This is a genomic window from Micromonospora sp. NPDC049836, from assembly GCF_044465125.1.
Classification (GTDB): Bacteria; Actinomycetota; Actinomycetes; order Mycobacteriales; family Micromonosporaceae; genus Micromonospora.
The window spans coordinates 449,961-466,474 of the sequence record NZ_JBITLH010000002.1 but is presented as its reverse complement, the minus strand read 5'-3'; the positions used below and the strand labels follow the sequence as shown (position 1 = coordinate 466,474).

Genomic DNA, 16,514 nt, shown 5'->3' with positions numbered 1-16,514 from the left:
GCTCCGCACCGGTGTCACGCCGTGACCCGTGCGCCACCGGAGGCGGCACGCCGGGGCCGCGCCGGCCAACCTGCGGCGGCGAGACCGGCCGCGGTGAGCGCGGCCCCGGCAGCCGCGGCGTACGCCGGCAGGCCGGCCGGGATGCCCAGGTAGACGGTGATGCCGAGGATGCGGGACAGCCCCCAGGGCAGCAGCGCCAACTGGTCGTTCCACACCGTCAGCGCCCGCTCCAGGCCGACCAGCGCGACCAGGCCGGCGAGCACGCCGAGCGGGACACCCGCCGCGGTCACGGTCAGCCCGACGGCCCGGCGGCGGAGCAGCCCGTACCGGTCGCGCAGCACCACGGCGGTGGCCACGAAGAGCCAGCAGAACGCCGCGAAGGCGACGGTGACGTAGCCGGCGCGCAGGGTCGGCGCGGTCCAGAAGGCGAACCAGTAGCCGCCCGGCCCGCGCGGAGCCAGCGCCGCCAGCAGCAGCGCGCTGCGCAGCAGCGCGACGCCGCCGACCACCGCCCACAGGTGGAACGGGTCGCGCCGCCCGACGACCAGGCGCACCACCACGGCGAACAGCGCCCACCCGCCGAGGGTGACCAGCAGGTGCGCGGGGGCGGCGCACCAGGTGAAGACGAGCCGGCTGGCCACCAGCACCGCCGCCGGGACCAGCCGGACCAGCACCCGGTCGGCCCGGGACGCGGGCGCGGGCAGCGCGGCGGCCCGCCACGGCCGGAGCGCGCCGCGCAGCAGCGCCCGCGCTGCGGCGCCGCCGGGCCCGCGCCCGCGCAGGCCGAGCAACGCCACCAGCAGGATCAGGCCGAGCAGCGCCCGGGCCGCCCAGGCCATCGCCGGGTCCCGGTCCGCGCGCTCCGCGCCCAGGTCGGCCGCGGTGAAGTTGTACGCGGGCAGGTCCAGGTCGGCGCCGTAGCGCTGCCGGTGCGCGTCCCGCGCCGCCCGGTACGCCGTCTCGGCCGACCGCCAGCCCTGGTAGGCGGCCGACGAGCCGGTGTCCAACCACTGCGCGTGGCGCAGCACCATGCTCCGGTAGGCGCCCAGCGTCTCGAAGAGGTTGACCTGGTAGTCGAGGGTGCTGGTGAACCGCGCGCGCAGTCCGGCGTCCCGCCACGTCGCCGGGTCGGTGGCGGCGACCAGGTCGCGCATCCGGCGGGCCAGCGCGACCGCCTCCGCGCCCTCGTCGACGGCCGCGTCGAGGCGATCGCCGGTCACCGCGTAGATGCTGTCCAGCGCGGCGGAGTCGCCGGTCGGGATGTCCCACTCGAAGATCCACATCATCGGCGGTGGTTCCAGCCCGAGCGCCCGCACCGACCGGTCGGCGTACGGCCCGATGTAGAGGCCCGTGCCGACCGCCCGCCGGGACAGCGCCATGGCCTGCCCGATCGCGGCCACGGTCGCCGGGTCGGCGGAGAACGTGCGGTACGCCCAGTCGGCCGTCACCTGCGCCGGGTCGGCGTCCGGGTCCCAGGCCAGCCGGGCGACGGCGTACGTGTTGAGGTCGTAGAGCTGCCAGAAGCCGGTGCGCAGGTAGAGCGACATCGGCCCGGCGCGCAGCGGGCCGCCGTCCTGGGTCCAGTTCCACACCCCCTCGACCCTCGGGTTGGCGGCGAGGAACGCCCGCAACGCCTGGCGGTGCAGCGGGCCGAGGTCGTTGGGGAGCGCGCCGAAGCCCTCGAACTCGCGCCGGGCCTGGAACTCCACGATGCGCCGGTGCGCGCCGGCCAGCAGGGTGGTGTTCAGCGGCAGGTGGCTGTAGAAGTCGCCGAGGGTGTACTTGGTCGACACGATCAGGTGCGGGTCGTCGAACCCGCCCAGCACCCGCGCGTACGACTCCGGGTTGGTGTGCAGGTCGCCGACGGCGCCCACCCCGACGGTCCAGCTCCGGAAGATGACGTCTCGGCCGGCCCGCCCCGCGGTGTCCAGCAGCGCCCGCAGCATCGCGCGCACCGACGCGGCCGTGGTGACCGCGAGCCGCGACGAGTAGTCCCAGCCGGCCGCGGCGTACACCGCACCACCCTCGCCGACGCGCACCATCAGGCCGTCGACGAACGGCAGGCGCTCGAACAGCTCGGCCAGCCCGGCCTGGTAGACCGCCCAGAGCCGGGGGTCGGCCACGTCGAGGCCGCCGACGGTGCGGGTCAGGTACGCCTCCAGCGGCGGGGACACCGCGAGCATGTCGGTGAGCAGGAAGACCTTGACGCCCATCTGCTCGGCGTACCGGAAGACCGGGCCGAACGCCGCGACCATGGCCCGCGCCCGGTCGACGTGCGGGTCGCCGGGCGGGTAGACGGCGTGCCCGTCGCCCACCTTCGCGAAGGTGACGTACTCCAGGAAGCCGGGCACGACGACCGCGTTGTAGCCCTGCGCCACCGAGTGGTCGACGAACTGCCGGAACTGCGCGTCGATGCGGGCCACCGCGGCGGCGTCCACCCACGGCGCGCGCGGCAGCAGCGCCGCCCCGACCACGTCGGTGTTGAGCTGGTAGTCGTCGCCGGCGGCGAAGGCGGCCGGCGCCGGCTCGCGACCCACCGAACCGGCGTCGGTCAGCCGCAGGCCGAGCCGGGGCGTGACCACCCGGCCCGCGTCGGCGGCGGGCAGCGCCTCGGCGCCGGAGCGGATCCGGTCGGCGAGCCGGTACAGCCCGGCGGCGGCTCCCGCGACGTCGACGCCATCGAGGGCCAATTCGGTCCCGCGCACGCTGAGCCGGTAGGACTCGGGCGCGGTGGCCAGGGTGGGGAGCACGCCGGCCCGCAGCGTGGTGACCGCCGCGAGTTCCCCGGCCGGCAGGCCCGGGACGGTACCGGCCGCCGGCCCGCCGGACGGTGTGGCCGGGGTGCGCGGGCCGCCGGTCGGCGGGGTGGCGGTCGCCGTTCCGGCCGGTCGGGTCGGAGCCGGCGCGGCCGGGGTGACGGCCGGGCGGGGCCGGCCGCGGGAGACGAGCGCGTCGGCGACGGCGGCGGCGGCCTTGACGGTGCGAACCTCGTCCAGCACCACCAGGGAGGCCAGCGGCGGCGCCGGTGCCGCCGCGCGTCGCGGCGCGGCGGCGAGGTCCTCGCGCGGTACGGCGGCGGGGGTGTGGCTCAGCCCGAGCGCGTCGCCGACGCCCCACGCCACGCCCGCGCCGAGCAGCAGCAGGACGAGCGCGGCGGCGAGCAGCGGGTACGGCTTCCGGCCCGGGGGAACGCGAGTCACGCTCGGATCGTAGGGCGGCGCCGGCCGGTATCCGGATAACGATTCCACCGCGGACCGCCGAAGCCCCGACGAGCGACCGGCTCGTCGGGGCCTCGCGGCCGAGGGCGGTCAGGCCCGGCGCAGCCGGGACTCGATGGCCTCGATGATGCGCGGCCGCAGTTCCGCGGCGCGGATGACGGCGTCGACCGAGCCGACCTCGACGGCGCGCCGGATGTTGTGCACCCGGTCGAACTCCGTGGCCACCTCGCCGAGCTTCTCCGCGCGCACCGACGAGCGGAGTTCGTCGAGTTCCGCGGTCAGCGCGGCGCGCTCGGTGCCGGCGGCGGCCGCGGCGCGGGCCTCCAGGTCCCGCACCCGGGGGTCGGCGGCGGTACGCGCGTCGACGTCGCCGGAGAAGACCACCGCGGCGGCGGGCGCGCCGCCCAGCACCGAGGCGAACGACCCCTCCAGCGCCAACACGGTCATCTCCGGGTTCAGCGCCTTGGAGAACACCACGAACGCGCCACCGTGGTACCGCGAGATCACGCAGAACACGATGGGGCCGCGGAAGTTCACGATGGCCCGGCCGATCTCCGCGCCGTACTCCAGTTGCAGCTTGCGCATCGACTCGGGCGAGCCGTCGAAGCCCGACAGGTTCGCCAGCACCACCAGCGACCGGTTGCCGCTGGCCGCGTTGATCGCCCGCGCGGCCTTCTTGGACGAGCGCGGGAAGAGCGTGCCGGCGGTGTAGGTGTCCGGGCCGTCGGTGGGCGGGAAGCCCCGCCGGGGCACCGACCGGGACTCGATGCCGAGCAGGCAGACCGGGATGCCGCCCAGGTGCACGTCCTGCACCACCGCGGTCTCCGCGTCGGCCATGCCCGCCCAGCGCTCCAGCACCGGGTGGTCCTGGTCGGCCAGCGCGCGCATCACGGTCCGGATGTCGAACGGCTTCTTCCGGTCCGGGTTCGCGGTGGCCGAGAAGATCTCGCCGACCGTGGCGAAGTCGCTGCCGGCCACGGCGTGCGGGAAGCCGGAGATGTCCCGGTCGACCGGGTCGGTGGTGCCCGCCCGGCGCGGCGCGTCCTCCCCGGGCGCGACGTAGGTGTGCGCGTAGTGCGCCATCAGCACGTCCCGGGCGGCGGGCAGGTCCGGCGCCCAGTACTGGGCCTGGCCGTTCGGGCCCATCACCCGGTCGTAGCCGCCGATGCCGAAGTTGTCCTCGGCGGACACCCCACCGGAGAAGTCGAGCGACTGCTTGCCGGTGAGCACCATCGCCGAGTCCGGCGTCATCACCAGGATGCCCTTGGTGTGCATGAGCATCGTGGCCTCGGCGTTCCAGTACGGCTGGGCGCCGACGTTGATCCCCGCGACCACGATGTTGATCTCACCGCCGGCCTGGGTGAACTCGACGATCCGCTTGAGCGCCGCGGCCACCCAGTCCATGTTCTCGGTGCCCGACGTCATCGAGATCCGGGCGCCGGCGGAGAGGGCGTACCACTCCAGCGGCACCCGCAGCCGCTCGGCCAGGTCCAGCGCCGCGATCACCCGGCGGCACTCCGGCTCGGAGAGGGCGCCGAGCGACTTGGTGGGGTCACCGAGCAGCACCACCCGGGTGACGCCCTGCGGGTGCCGCGGGGTCGGCGTGCTGACCACGCCGGCGACGATGGCCGCGCTGTTGCGCCCCTTGGGCCGGTCGACCGGCACCAGCGCGTGCTGCTCGTCGAGGTCGTGCTCGACGAAGTCGCCGAGCAGCCCGGTCAGCTCGTACGGGTACACCGTGTTGCGGCTGCTCGCCCGGAGCACCTTCAGCCGGTAGTCGTCGAGCGGCTCGACCGGCTCCGCCGGCGGCTCCCCGACGGTCAGCCGGGCGGCGCCGGTCACGTCGAAGGAGATCCGTACGGCGATCTTGGTCAGCGCGCCGGTCTCCCGGTCGCGCTGCCGGGCGATGAACAGGATCTCCTCCAGCCCGGCCCCGGCGGTCGTCGGGCGTACCCGCCCGGCGATCATCTCCATCTCCTCGCGGGTGAGCTCGCTCGGCGGCCACACGTAGACGACGATCCGGTTGGTGGGGAAGCGCCCCTTGGACGGGCGTTGCGACTGGGCGCGGCGGATCGAGTCCAGGCAGGCGGCGATGGTGTTCTCGGTGGTCGGCAGCGCGACCAGCCGGCCGTCCTGATCGCGCAGCTCGGTCAGGTCGCGCACCTGCGCGAACGCGACGAGGCGCTGGTCGGACGGGTTCTCCCGGGCCACGCACTGGAAGAGGTAGACCTCCTCGTCGGCCGACGGCAGCCGGGTCAGGTCGAACTTGTGCAGCCGCTCCAGCTGCATGCGCTCGGCGATGTACGGGTGCAGGCCGCGGATCAGCCGCTCCTCGGCCATACCGGCGCCGGTCGGGCGGAACGTGAAGTGGTGGTGCATCACCGCGCCGGCCCGGCCGGCGACGGTGGCGGTGACCCGGCGGACCTGGGCCGGCAGCGGGTGCGCGCTGAGCACCTCGAGCAGCGCCGCAGCCATCGCGTCGAAGTCCTCCGGCTGGTTCTCCCAGGCCAGGTAGATGTCGGCGTCGATGGTGCCGTCGCCGCCGGCCAGCTCGGCGAGGCCGCGCAGCGCGCCGCCCAGCGCGTCGAAGCGCACCGCCGCGGAGACCACGCTGGATTCGGCGCGCCCGGCGACGACGAAGGTGCAGCCGGCGACGTCGTGGGTGCGGACGTCGGTGAGCGCCCTGTTGCCGTAGTAGCGCCGGGTCAGCACCTCGAGCATGACCGCGTTGTCCAGGTGGTCGCGGACGAGCCGCTGGCCGAGCAGCCGGACCAGCGGCTCGGTGCTGCGGACCATCGCGGCCACCCGCTCGGCGCGGTCCGACGCGTCCGGGTGGGCGTCGAGGTGGCGCAGGTGCCGGCGGACCTCGGCGTAGACCTGGGCCCGGTTGCGGCGCAGCAGCGGCTGGGCGAACCAGGCGAAGACGATGCCCCGGGCGAGGTCGGCGACCACCGGGAAGCGGACCTGGGTGGCGGCCACCAGCCGCTCCAGCGCGAGGCCGGCGGGCTCGCGCAGCGTCTCGTCCGGCGGCGGCTCGCGCAGCCAGGCGCGCAGCAGCGCCACCACGACCGTGGCGTCGGCGGAGGCGCGCTGCTGGGCCAGGAAGATCCGGAACACGGCGGCCTCGAGCGCGGGGGAGCGCTCCAGGTCGGTCACCCCGTAGTGGCCGAGCGCCTTGCCGAGCCGGGCCTGGAACGCGGCCGGCAGCCCGGCCCGCTCCACGTCGAGGCTCTGCAGGTAGGTGTGGAAGTACTCGCGGGCGCTGTGCACGTGGGCGTCGCCGCTGCCGTCCTCGCCGGTGGGCCGGTTGCGGCTCAGCTCGGCGAGGTCGGCGAAGACCTCGACCAGGTCGATCTCCTCGGCCAGCGGCCGGTGACCGTCCTCGGTGGCGGTCTGCCGGGCGGCCAGGTAGTCGTCGAGCACCCGGCGGTCGTCGTGCGGGTCGACGTCGAAGCCGAGCAGCAGGCCGCGCAGGTCCTCCTGGCCGCGCCGGGTGCGCTCGGCCGCCGGTACGTCGCCGGGCGCGGCGGGCAGGTCCAGCTCGACCGTGGCGGCGGACGGGCCGTCCGCGACCTCCGCGCCCTCGTCGGCGACCGGCTCCAGCCGCAGCAGCGGGGCGCCGGCCTCCACCTGGCTGCCCACCGAGACGGCGCACTCCTTCAGCCGCGCCTTGAACGGCGCCCGCAGCACCGTCTCCATCTTCATGGCCTCCAGCACCAGCACCGGCGCGCCCGCCTCGACCTCGGCGCCGATCGCCAGCGGGGTGGCGACCACCAGGGCGGGCATGGGGGACCGGAGGACGCCGCCCTCGTCGCGGCTGACCCGGTGCGTCACGCCGTCCACCTCGACCAGGTGGACGGGGCCGTGGGTGCCGGTGAGCAGCCGGTGCCGGAGGCCGTTGACGGCGATCTGCCCGGTGTGCCGGTCGAACCGGTCGAGTTCGACGTCGGCGGTGTGCACCGCGCCGCCGGCCTCGATGCCGACCCGGAACCGGTGCGCGCCGATCCGCGCCACGCGTATCCGGTAGGTCACGCCGCGCAGCTTGAGGTCGAGTGGCCGGCCGCTCTTGTGCTGCACCTGGGGCCGGCCGCCGGCCGCCGTCGACAGCAGCCGCTGCCGCTCGGCGCGCTCCTCCTCCTCGTACGCCTCGATGGCCGCGGCGGCCAGCGCGACGGCCGAGTGCCGGTGCGCGACCAGCCTGCCCTGGCCCCGGACCCGGTCGATCCAGCCGGTGTCCGCGCTGGCGTCGATCACCTCGGGCTGGTCGAGCAGGTCGAGCACGAAGCTCTTGTTGGTGGCGCCCCCCTCGATGATCACCGTGGTGTTCGCCATCGCCCGGCGCAGCCGGCCCAGCGCCTCGTCCCGGTCCCGCCCGTAGGCGATGATCTTGGCGATCATCGAGTCGAAGTCGGCGGGGATGGTGTCGCCCTCGCTGACCCCGGTGTCCACCCGGATGCCCGGCCCGGCGGGCAGGTCCAGCCGGGCGATCCGCCCCGGGGAGGGCGCGAAGTCGCGGTCGGGGTCCTCGGCGTTGAGCCGGGCCTCGATGGCGTGGCCGCGCTCCACCGGCGGCGTGCCGTCGAGCCGCCCGCCCCCGGCCACCTGCAGCTGCGCCTTGACCAGGTCGAACCCGGTGGTCAGCTCGGTGATCGGGTGCTCGACCTGGAGCCGGGTGTTGACCTCCAGGAACGCGAAGAGCCGGTCGCCGGGGTGGTAGAGGAACTCGACGGTCGCTGCGCCCCGATAGCCGACCGCGACGGCCAGCCGCTCGGCCGACGCCTTGAGCTCGGCGGCCTGCGCCGGGCTGAGCACCGGCGACGACGACTCCTCGATGACCTTCTGGTTGCGCCGCTGCACCGAGCAGTCGCGTACGCCGAGCGCCCACGCGGTGCCCTGGCCGTCGGCGATCACCTGGACCTCGACGTGCCGGGCACCGGTGACCAGGCGCTCCAGGAACACCACCCCGCTGCCGAAGGCCCGCGCCGCCTCCTGGCTGGTGCGCTCGTACGCGTCGGCCAGGTCGGCGGAGTTGGTGACCACCCGGATGCCGCGCCCGCCGCCGCCCGCGGTCGCCTTCAGCATCAGCGGGTAGCCGATCTCGGCGGCCGCCGCCAGGGCGGCGTCAAGGGTCTCGACCGCGCCGCGGCTCCACGGTGCGACCGGTACGCCGACCTCCTCGGCGATCAGCTTCGCGCCGATCTTGTCGCCGAGCTTGCGCATGGCGTCCGGGCTCGGCCCGACGAAGGTGACCCCGATCTTCTCGCACAGCTCCGCGAACGCCGGATCCTCGGCGACGAAGCCCCAGCCCACCCACGCGGCGTCGGCGCCGGTCTCCACCAGGGCGCGTTCCAGCACCGTCAGGTCGAGGTACGGCCGGGCGGACGCCGGACCGAGGTCATAGGCGATGTCGGCCTCGCGCACGAACGTCGCGGTGCGGTCGACGTCGGTGTAGAGGGCGACGGTCTCGATCCGGGACCCGGTCTCCGCAGCCAGCTCACGGACCGCGTGGATGAGCCGCATCGCGGCCTCACCCCGGTTGACGATGGCGACACGGCTGAACACCTGACCGACCCCTCCGGTAGAACCATGATGCGACGCGCCGCGGGACGGCGGCCCCCGGCAGTGATCACCCTTCCGCCTGCCGGCGGGCGGCGCCATGTCGTAACCACCGAAGCCTGTGCGGTGCCAGTTGTAGGAACCAAACAAAACTTTTTGGCTGTCACGGCGGCTGCCCGGGACCGGCGCCGCGGTTCCGGGGAACGGGTGCGCCGGCCGGCCGGCGTCCCGAGGTGATGGCGCCCATCGGCGCGGAGGTGCCGCCAGCGGCTCAGGGCGGGCCGGTCCGGCGGGTCCGGGCCGGTCCGGCGGGGTCAGGGCCGGTCCGGTGGGGTCTGGGCCGGTCCGGCGCGACCAGCAGCTCGAGCCGGTCGGTGACGTCCGGCGCGGCGAGCAGGGGTCTGGGCCGGTCCGGCGCGATCAGCAGCTCGAGCCGGTCGCTGACGTCCGGGGCGGCGAGCAGGGGCCTGGGCCGGTTCGGCGGGGTCAGGGCGGGCCGGTCCGGCGGGTCACGCGGCCGGGCAGAGGAGGGGGCCCACCACGGGCAGCCGCAGTGGCAGCAGGCAGGCCGCCGTACCGGGATCCGGGGACGGCGCGGGGTCGCTCGGCGTGGGCGAGGCGGCCGGCGGGGGAGTCGTGGCCGGTGCCGGGGCGGTCGGTGCGGTCCGCACGGGCCGGGGCGAGGCGGCCGTCGGCTGGGCGGCCGGTTCCCGGCTCACCACCACGGTCCGGCCGGTCCCGATCACCCGGGCGGCGTCGTCCCGCCCGGCCGGCCGCTCGGTGGTCCCGGTCGCCCCGGCGGCGGCACCCCCGCCGGCCGGCCGGGTGGTCGCGGCCGGCCGCGGCGGTTCCGTGCCGGCGCCCGTGCGGCTGCTGCCGGCCGCGCCCGGAACGGCCAGCGGCGCGGGGCCGCCGCCGGCCGGGCGGTCGGGGGATCCGCTCGCCGCCGAGCCGGTGCGGTAGGGGACGGCGGCCGGCGCGTCGAGGGTGCCGGCGGTGAGGCTGCCGATCGCGACGGCGACGGCGACCGCGGCCGCGGCGGCGAGGCGCTCCGGCCGGACCAACGGGGCCGGCGCGTCCTCGGGCGTGACCCGGGCCGGTGCGACCGGCCGGGCGTCGTCGTGGGCCGCCACCAGGGCGTCGAGCTGCGGCGCGAGCACGGCGCGGCGGCCGGTCGCGGTGGCCACGGCGAGGGTCAGGTAGAACCGGAAGTTCACCGCGGCACCGGCCGGCACCCGCAACCCGGCCGGCGCCCGGCCGTCGGTGGTGTGCAGAAGCGTGATCGGCGCGGTGGGATGGTGGCCCGGCCCCCGCAGGTCGGTGTGCCACCATTCGCGCCGGGCGGTCGAGCCGGCGAAGGCGACCCGGCGGTTGGTCACCACCGCCATGCCGGTGTCCACCACCTGGAGCCCGGCCGGTAGTGGCCGGCCGGGCCCGTCGACCGGTGCCGTCGCCGCCGTGAGGGCGGGCGACGGCAGCCCGGTGAGGTGACGGGCCTGCGCCTCGACGAGGTCCGCGCTGGGCAGGACGCGGTAGACGACCTCGTCGTCGTCCAGGCGCACGGGCAGCCCGGCGCGCGGCTGGGTGCAGCCGAGGAACGCGACGGCCTCGATCCGCAGCCGGTCCAGCTGGTCGGCGCGGCGCTGCCACGCCTCGGCCGCGATCTCGTACGCCCGTTGCCGGCGCTCGTTCTCGCGGCGTGCCCATCCGGCCTGCCACCGGGACGGGTCGGTCGTGACCGTGGTCAGCATGGTTGCCCGTTTCGCCGTCACACCCCGTACAACGGCGGCTCCGGGCGGTGGACACGAAACCCCGCAAGAGTGTTCCGATTCCGGCCGGAAGAGGGTGAATTGCGCACGGGCGGCCGGCGGCATGCCGTGCTGCCCGCCCGGGGATCACCGCCGGTTGCCGGTCCAATCGCGCAGGGCGTCCGCGACCAGGAGCGTGTCCGGGTGGTTCTCGCCGAGCAGCCGTACGGAGTCGGCGAGCACCTCTTCCAGCAGGCCGATCGCGTCGGCGGTGCGCCCCACCTGCCGGTAGGAGACGGCCAGGTTGGTGCGGGCGATCAGGGTGTGCGGGTGCTCGGCGCCGAGCAGTCGCAGCCGGTCGGCGAGCACCTCCTCTTCGAGGGCGATCGCGTCGGCGACGCGACCCGCCTGCTGATAGGAGACGGCCAGGTTGCCGCGGGCGTTCACGGTGTCCGGGTGCTCCGCGCCGAGCAGCCGCACACAGTCGGCGAGCACCTGTTCCAGCAGGCCGATCGCGTCGGCGGTGCGCCCCGCCCGCTGGTACGAGGTGGCCAGGTTGGCGCGGACGATCAAGGTGTGCGGGTGCTCCGCGCCGAGCAGCCGCACCCGGTCGGCGAGCACGTCCTCCAGCAGGCCGATCGCGTCGGCGGTGCGTCCCGCCTGCTGGTAGGAGGCGGCCAGGTTGGCGCGGGCGCCGACCGTGTCCGGGTGACTCTCGCCGAGCAGTCGCAGCCGGTCGGCGAGCACCGCCTCCTCGAGGGTGATCGCGTCGGCGGTGCGGCCCGCCTGGCGGTAGGAGACGGCCAGGCTGGCCCGGGCGCCCACCGTGTCCGGGTGACTCTCGCCGAGCAGTCGCAGCCGTTCGGCGAGGACCTCTTCGGCGAGGGAGATCGCGTCGGCGGTGCGGCCCGCCTGCTGGTAGGAGGCGGCCAGGTTGGCGCGGGCGCTCACGGTGTGCGGGTGCTCCGCGCCGAGCAGCCGCAGCCGGTCGGCCAGCACGGCCTCCTCGAGGGTGATCGCGTCGGCGGTGCGTCCCGTCTGGCGGTAGGAGGCGGCCAGGTTGGCGCGGGCGCTCACGGTGTGCGGGTGCTCCGCGCCGAGCAGCCGCAGCCGGTCGGCCAGCACGGCCTCTTCAAGGGCGATCGCCTCGGCGGTGCGGCCCGCTTCGCGGTAGGAGGCGGCCAGGTTGGCGCGGGCGCTGACCGTGTCCGGGTGATTCTCGCCGAGCAGTCGCACGCAACCGGCCCGCGCCTCCTCGCCGATGGTGATCGCGTCGGCGGTGCGGCCCGCCTGCTGGTAGGAGGCGGCCAGGTTGGCGCGGGCGATCACGGTCTTCGGGTGATTCTCACCGTGCAGCCGCAGCCGGTCGGCGAGCACCTTCTCCTCGAGGGCGATGGCGTCGGCGGTGCGGCCCGCCTGCCGGTGGGACGCGGCCAGGTTGGCGCGCGCGCTCACCGTGTCCGGGTGCTCCGCGCCGAGCAACCGCCCGGCCTGCCTGGTCATGTCCTCCCAATAGGTCCCGGCGGTGGTGTGCAGCCCGGCATCGAGCAGGCTCCGACCGGCCCGGTAGAGCAGCGGATGCGCGTCGGGGTGCCAGAGCAGGTCCCCGGCGTGATCGGCCAGGACGGTGGTGTTGGCGCGCAGTGCGGTGGCGAGGGGGATGCTGGCGTGGTCGCCGTCCCGCCACAACTGCAGCAGCGCGTCGGCGGCCGCGCGGGCCACCACGGCGGCGTCGAGGTCGGTGGTCTCGCGCATGGCGCGGGCGGTCAGGGCGTGCACGCGTACGGCACGGGCCGCGTCGCCCGGGGTGTGGGTGAGCAGCCCGTAGCGGTGCAGCAGCCGCAGTGCCCGGCGAGCCTGTTCGCCGGTGACCGGAGGGCCGTCGCGGTGGGCGGACAGGTAGGTCGTGGCGGCGGGGGTGGCCCACAGGGCGTCGGGGTGCCCCGCCGGGTCGCACAGTGCGGCCAGCGCCAGCGCCGGGCGGGCCAGCCCGGCCGGTTCGGCCCGGTCGGCGGCGTCCAGGGCGAGCAGCAGGGTGACGGCCACCGGCCGGCCGTAGCCGTCGGGGTCGGCACTGGCCGGCATGAGGTCGGCCAGCCGCTGGGCACCGCTGCGGTAGTCGGCGAGGTAGGCGGCACAACCCTGCTCCTGGTTGATCATGTAGGCGGCGGTGTGCGACAACGCCAGCGGCAGGTGCCCTACCGCGGCGGTCAGCCTGGCCACCTGGTCGTCGAGCAGATGAGCGCAGCGGGCCTCGGTGAGCCGCTGGCTGAGGTACGCCACCGATTCGGCCGGGGTGTACACGTCGACGTTGATCTGTTGGCGGCCGGAGCTGGTCAGGGCGGAATCGTGCAGCCGGGTCGTGGCAAGGGTCCATCCGTTGGGTCGCTGCGGCGGCCACCACCGGGCCACCTCGCCGGGGTCGCCGACGTCGTCGAGCACCACCAGCCAGCTGCGCTCGGTGGTGTGCAGCCATTCCAGCAACGCCGCCGCGTCGGCGTCCGGGTCGGTGCCGTCCGCGCCGGGCACGCCGGCCCGCACCGCGGCCCGCGCGTACCCGGTGATGATCTGATCAGGGCTGGCAGCGTCGACCCACACCACCAGGTCGGTGCCGCGCGCGTCGATCGTCTGCCGGGCGAACCATGCCGCCAGCTGTGACTTACCCACGCCGCCGCCACCGGTCAGCACCTGCGTGCCCGGATGCCCACCGCGGCTGTCGCGGTGGGCCAGCACGACATCGTCGCCCTGACGGCGGGCGGCGACGACGCTGTCCCGCAGCGACGCTCGGGGTTGGAACGCCGAGGCCAGCGCGGGAGGCTGCCCCACCAGCACCGGCCACACCGGCGCCGGGCGCGGCCGGTGGTCGTGATAGTTGGTGGTGACATCACCGATGATGACGCCGGGGTTGGCGACACCACCGCGGTCGGCCGACGCGGCACCGGAGCCGGTGACGCTGACCGCGTCCGGTGCCTGCTGCGCCGAGGTGTCGTCGGCCGTCACGATCGGGGTCGGCGCACGATGCCGGTGTTGGCCACCGAGCCCGGCCCGTCCGCGCGCGCATCCCCGGAGCGGATGACCTGGGCGGGCCGCTCGGCGCCGTCGACGCTGTCCACACCGGTGTTCGCGTGCCCACCACCGGTGGCCTCAGCCGTGCCGGTGTCCTCGGCCCGCTCCGGTTCCGCCATCACCGCGCCACCTCCTGTCGAGGGCAGCAGATACGGCGCCCCCAACGCCAGCAACGCCAGCACCGCCCCGATGCTGCTGGCCCGCTTGTCCGCCTCGTCCCAGCCCACCCGGGCCAGATACGCCACCAGGGCGACAACGATCACCGCGAACAGAGCGCGGCCGGCCCACCGCCACCTGCGATCCGGCACAGCAGCCACCTCCTGCCGTCCGCCATCAGGGCCCTGATGGCGGACGCTCAGTTTACGGCCACCCCACCACATCCGGTGATCATGACCTCTTCCGTCAGCCGTGCCCGCCGTCCCCGATCCCGCCACCCGGCAGCCGCCGGTGGTCGGTCCACTCTCGACCCGGTGTTCGCTGGTCGGTGCCGCTGCCGGCCGGACGCGAGCCGGTCGGAGCCGTTGACGGGTTCGGCGGCGGGCCGGCCAGTGCTGCTGTCCGGTTCGGCGGCGGGCCGCCCCGGTCCGGGCCGGCCCGCCGCCCGCGGTCGCGCGGGCGCCACTTCCCGCGTAGCGGGTCACCGGGCGATCGTGAATCCGCCCGGTGACCCGCTACGCGGGTGTCGCCGCGTACGGGCAGATCGCCGGTCTGGTCAGCGCGCGACCGGGCTGCCGCCGGCCCGGGTTCCGCCACATCGGATGGGCCGTGCCGCCGCCGGGCAGCGCGAACGGGTCCTGGGCCAGGTAGCCGTGCCGGGCGTACAGGTCCCGCTCGGCGGTGGTGGTCGCCTCGGCGTAGGTGGGGAGCAGCGCCTGTCCCATCCGGGCGTTGCTGGCCGCGAGCAGGGTGGCGGCGCGTCTGATCCGGTGCGGACTCGGCGCGACCGCGAAGAAGGCCAGGTGGTGGTGCGGGCCGGCCGGGCGGTGCGCGTGCAGCACGTCGTCGAGGTGCAGGAAGCGGTCGAGGTGGCCGGCGCAGGCGACGGCGAGCCGGCGGCCGTACCCCTCGGGCGCGGGCACGACCCCGAACCGGTGCAGCCAGACGGCGACGGCGGAACGGTCGTGCAGCAGGTACGCCTCGCCGGAGAGCAGGGCGTGTTCGATCCAGACCCGGATGACGGCGGTGAGCACGCTGCGGCGGCGGCGCTCGTCGGGTACGAGCCACGTGCCGAGGGCGCTGGCGGCGAACGGGTCGGTGACGAGCGCGACGATGTCGGCGACGTCGCGCCACTGGGCGCGGTGGACAGCCGGGAGGTGAGGCACGGGTTTCTCCTTGCGGGTGCGGTCGGTTCGCGTACGGGTGCGCGACGCGGTGCACCGGCGTGGGCGTCATCGCGTCAGCGGCACGGCGCCTGCCGGTCGCGCCGTACGGCGGCGACCGGAGGTGGGTGCGGTACGCCGGCCCGGGCCGGCGTGTGCAGGTGGGCGGGCCCGATGGGCCCTCGGGTGCGGTGGGGCGCGTCGGCTCGACCGTCCGCCCGACCGTCGGCTCGGCCGACTACCGCTGCGGTCGGTCGAGGTGACGGCGGTCGAGGTGACGGCGGCCGGACCCGGCGCGAGCCGGTCTGACCGGTCGGTTCGCCGGGCGGGTCCCAGCCGTCGGCCGTTGCCCCGCGCGTGCCGTCAGGCGGGTCTGGGGTCCGGTCTGCCGGAACGGCCGGCGAGCAGGTGGTCGGGGGCCGGACGGCAGCCGACCAGCCGCAGCCCGGGGGACCAGGAACGGGGGCAGGCGTCGGCCGGGACGCCGGCCCCGCCGGTGGCCGAGCCGGCGCCGGCCGTGCTGGCCGGGGCGCCCGGGGCCACCCCGGGGACGGGGCCGGGTTCGTCGGACCGGGGTACCCGCGCGCGGGCCGCCGCGGTGGCCGACGCGTCGCCGGCGTCGCGGCCCGCCACCGGGCGCGGCGCGAGGCGGGACGGCGCGGCGGCGTCGGGGGCGCCAGCCGCGCCGGTCGGCGTGCCCGGGCGGGCGGCGGCGGCCGGTGGATCGCTCGCCGCCGCGTCCCCGGGGGGCGCGGGAGCGCCGGGGACGGGGCCGGAACCAGGGCTGGGGCCGGAACCAGGGCTGGGGACGGGGGCCGGGGCTGCGGCGGGTGGGCCGAGGATCGGCTGGGTCAGTTCGAGCACCGGGTCCAGCACGGGCGGCAGCACCTGGACGATCGGCCCGGTCACCGGCCGGATCAGCTCGGCGACCGGCGCCAGCAGCCGCGACCCGGTGATCGGCCGCACGACGGGGGAGGCCAGCGCCACGACGGATCGGGTCAGCGGGTCGATCACCCCGGCGACGCGCGACCGGCCAGCGGCCGGCGTGTCGGCCCCCGCCGCGCGGCGCGGGCCGGTCCCCCCGGGGTCGGGCGCGCTGCTCCGGCCTGCGGGTGGGCGGTCCGGGTCGGTCACCTCGGGGCCGGGTGCGCTGCTCCGGCCTGCGGGTGGGCGGTCCGGGTCGGTCACCTCGGGGGTGGGTGCGCTGCTCCGGCCTGCGGGTGGGCGGTCCGGGTCGGTCACCCCGGCGTCGGGCGCGTCTCCGGGTGGGCTGTTCCCGCCGGCCGTGCCCGCCGGCCGGTCACCGGTTCGGAGCACCAGGTCGCCGACGACCCGGGCAGCGCCGTGGAGCAGATCGCGGACCAGGGACGGGGGCTCCGGCTCGGCCGCCCGGGCCGGGTCGCCGGCGGTGCCGTCGTGGTCGCGGGCCACGGCCGGGGCCGCCGGCGCGACCGCCTGGGCCGCGTCGCCCGCGACGGCGTCGGCCAGGCCCCACGCGCCGACGACGCCGCCGGCCAGGAGCACGCCGCGCAGCGTCCAGCGAGCCAGTCGGCCGGGACTCCGCGACAACGGGCACCTCCGGAGGCAGTACCTCACGCTCATGCCAG

Annotated in this window: 7 protein-coding genes; all 7 read right to left on the bottom strand. The window is 76.3% G+C overall.

All coding sequences use genetic code 11. From position 1 onward, the window contains the following. Positions 1-14: 14 nt before the first annotated feature. Positions 15-3,200, bottom strand: coding sequence for a hypothetical protein (locus tag ACIBPB_RS06070; protein WP_396838446.1), 3,186 nt, complete (start codon positions 3,198-3,200; stop codon positions 15-17). A gap of 108 nt (positions 3,201-3,308) precedes the next feature. Further along, a complete protein-coding gene (locus ACIBPB_RS06065; RefSeq protein ID WP_396838445.1) occupies positions 3,309-8,780 on the bottom strand; it encodes a carboxyl transferase domain-containing protein in 5,472 nt (1,823 codons plus the stop codon). Positions 8,781-9,283: 503 nt separating this feature from the next. Next, on the bottom strand, positions 9,284-10,525 hold the full coding sequence (locus ACIBPB_RS06060) for a hypothetical protein (RefSeq protein WP_396838444.1): 1,242 nt from the start codon (positions 10,523-10,525) through the stop codon (positions 9,284-9,286). Between the two features lie 144 nt (positions 10,526-10,669). Next, a complete protein-coding gene (locus tag ACIBPB_RS06055; RefSeq protein ID WP_396838443.1) occupies positions 10,670-13,522 on the bottom strand; it encodes a tetratricopeptide repeat protein in 2,853 nt (950 codons plus the stop codon). Then, a complete protein-coding gene (locus ACIBPB_RS06050) occupies positions 13,519-13,896 on the bottom strand; it encodes a hypothetical protein (RefSeq protein ID WP_396838442.1) in 378 nt (125 codons plus the stop codon). Before ACIBPB_RS06050 ends, ACIBPB_RS06055 begins: the two co-directional genes overlap by 4 nt. A gap of 363 nt (positions 13,897-14,259) precedes the next feature. After that, positions 14,260-14,910, bottom strand: a complete 651-nt coding sequence (locus ACIBPB_RS06045; protein ID WP_396838441.1) for a hypothetical protein — start codon at positions 14,908-14,910, stop codon at positions 14,260-14,262. Positions 14,911-15,270: 360 nt separating this feature from the next. After that, positions 15,271-16,476 carry a hypothetical protein gene (locus tag ACIBPB_RS06040; RefSeq protein WP_396838440.1) on the bottom strand — a complete coding sequence of 402 codons (1,206 nt, stop codon included), beginning with the start codon at positions 16,474-16,476 and terminating at the stop codon, positions 15,271-15,273. Positions 16,477-16,514 lie beyond the last annotated feature (38 nt).

Excerpts from the sequence above, each read along its gene's own strand:
- ACIBPB_RS06060 (WP_396838444.1), bottom strand. The coding sequence starts at position 10,525 with ATGCTGACCACGGTCACGACCGACCCGTCCCGGTGGCAGGCCGGATGG.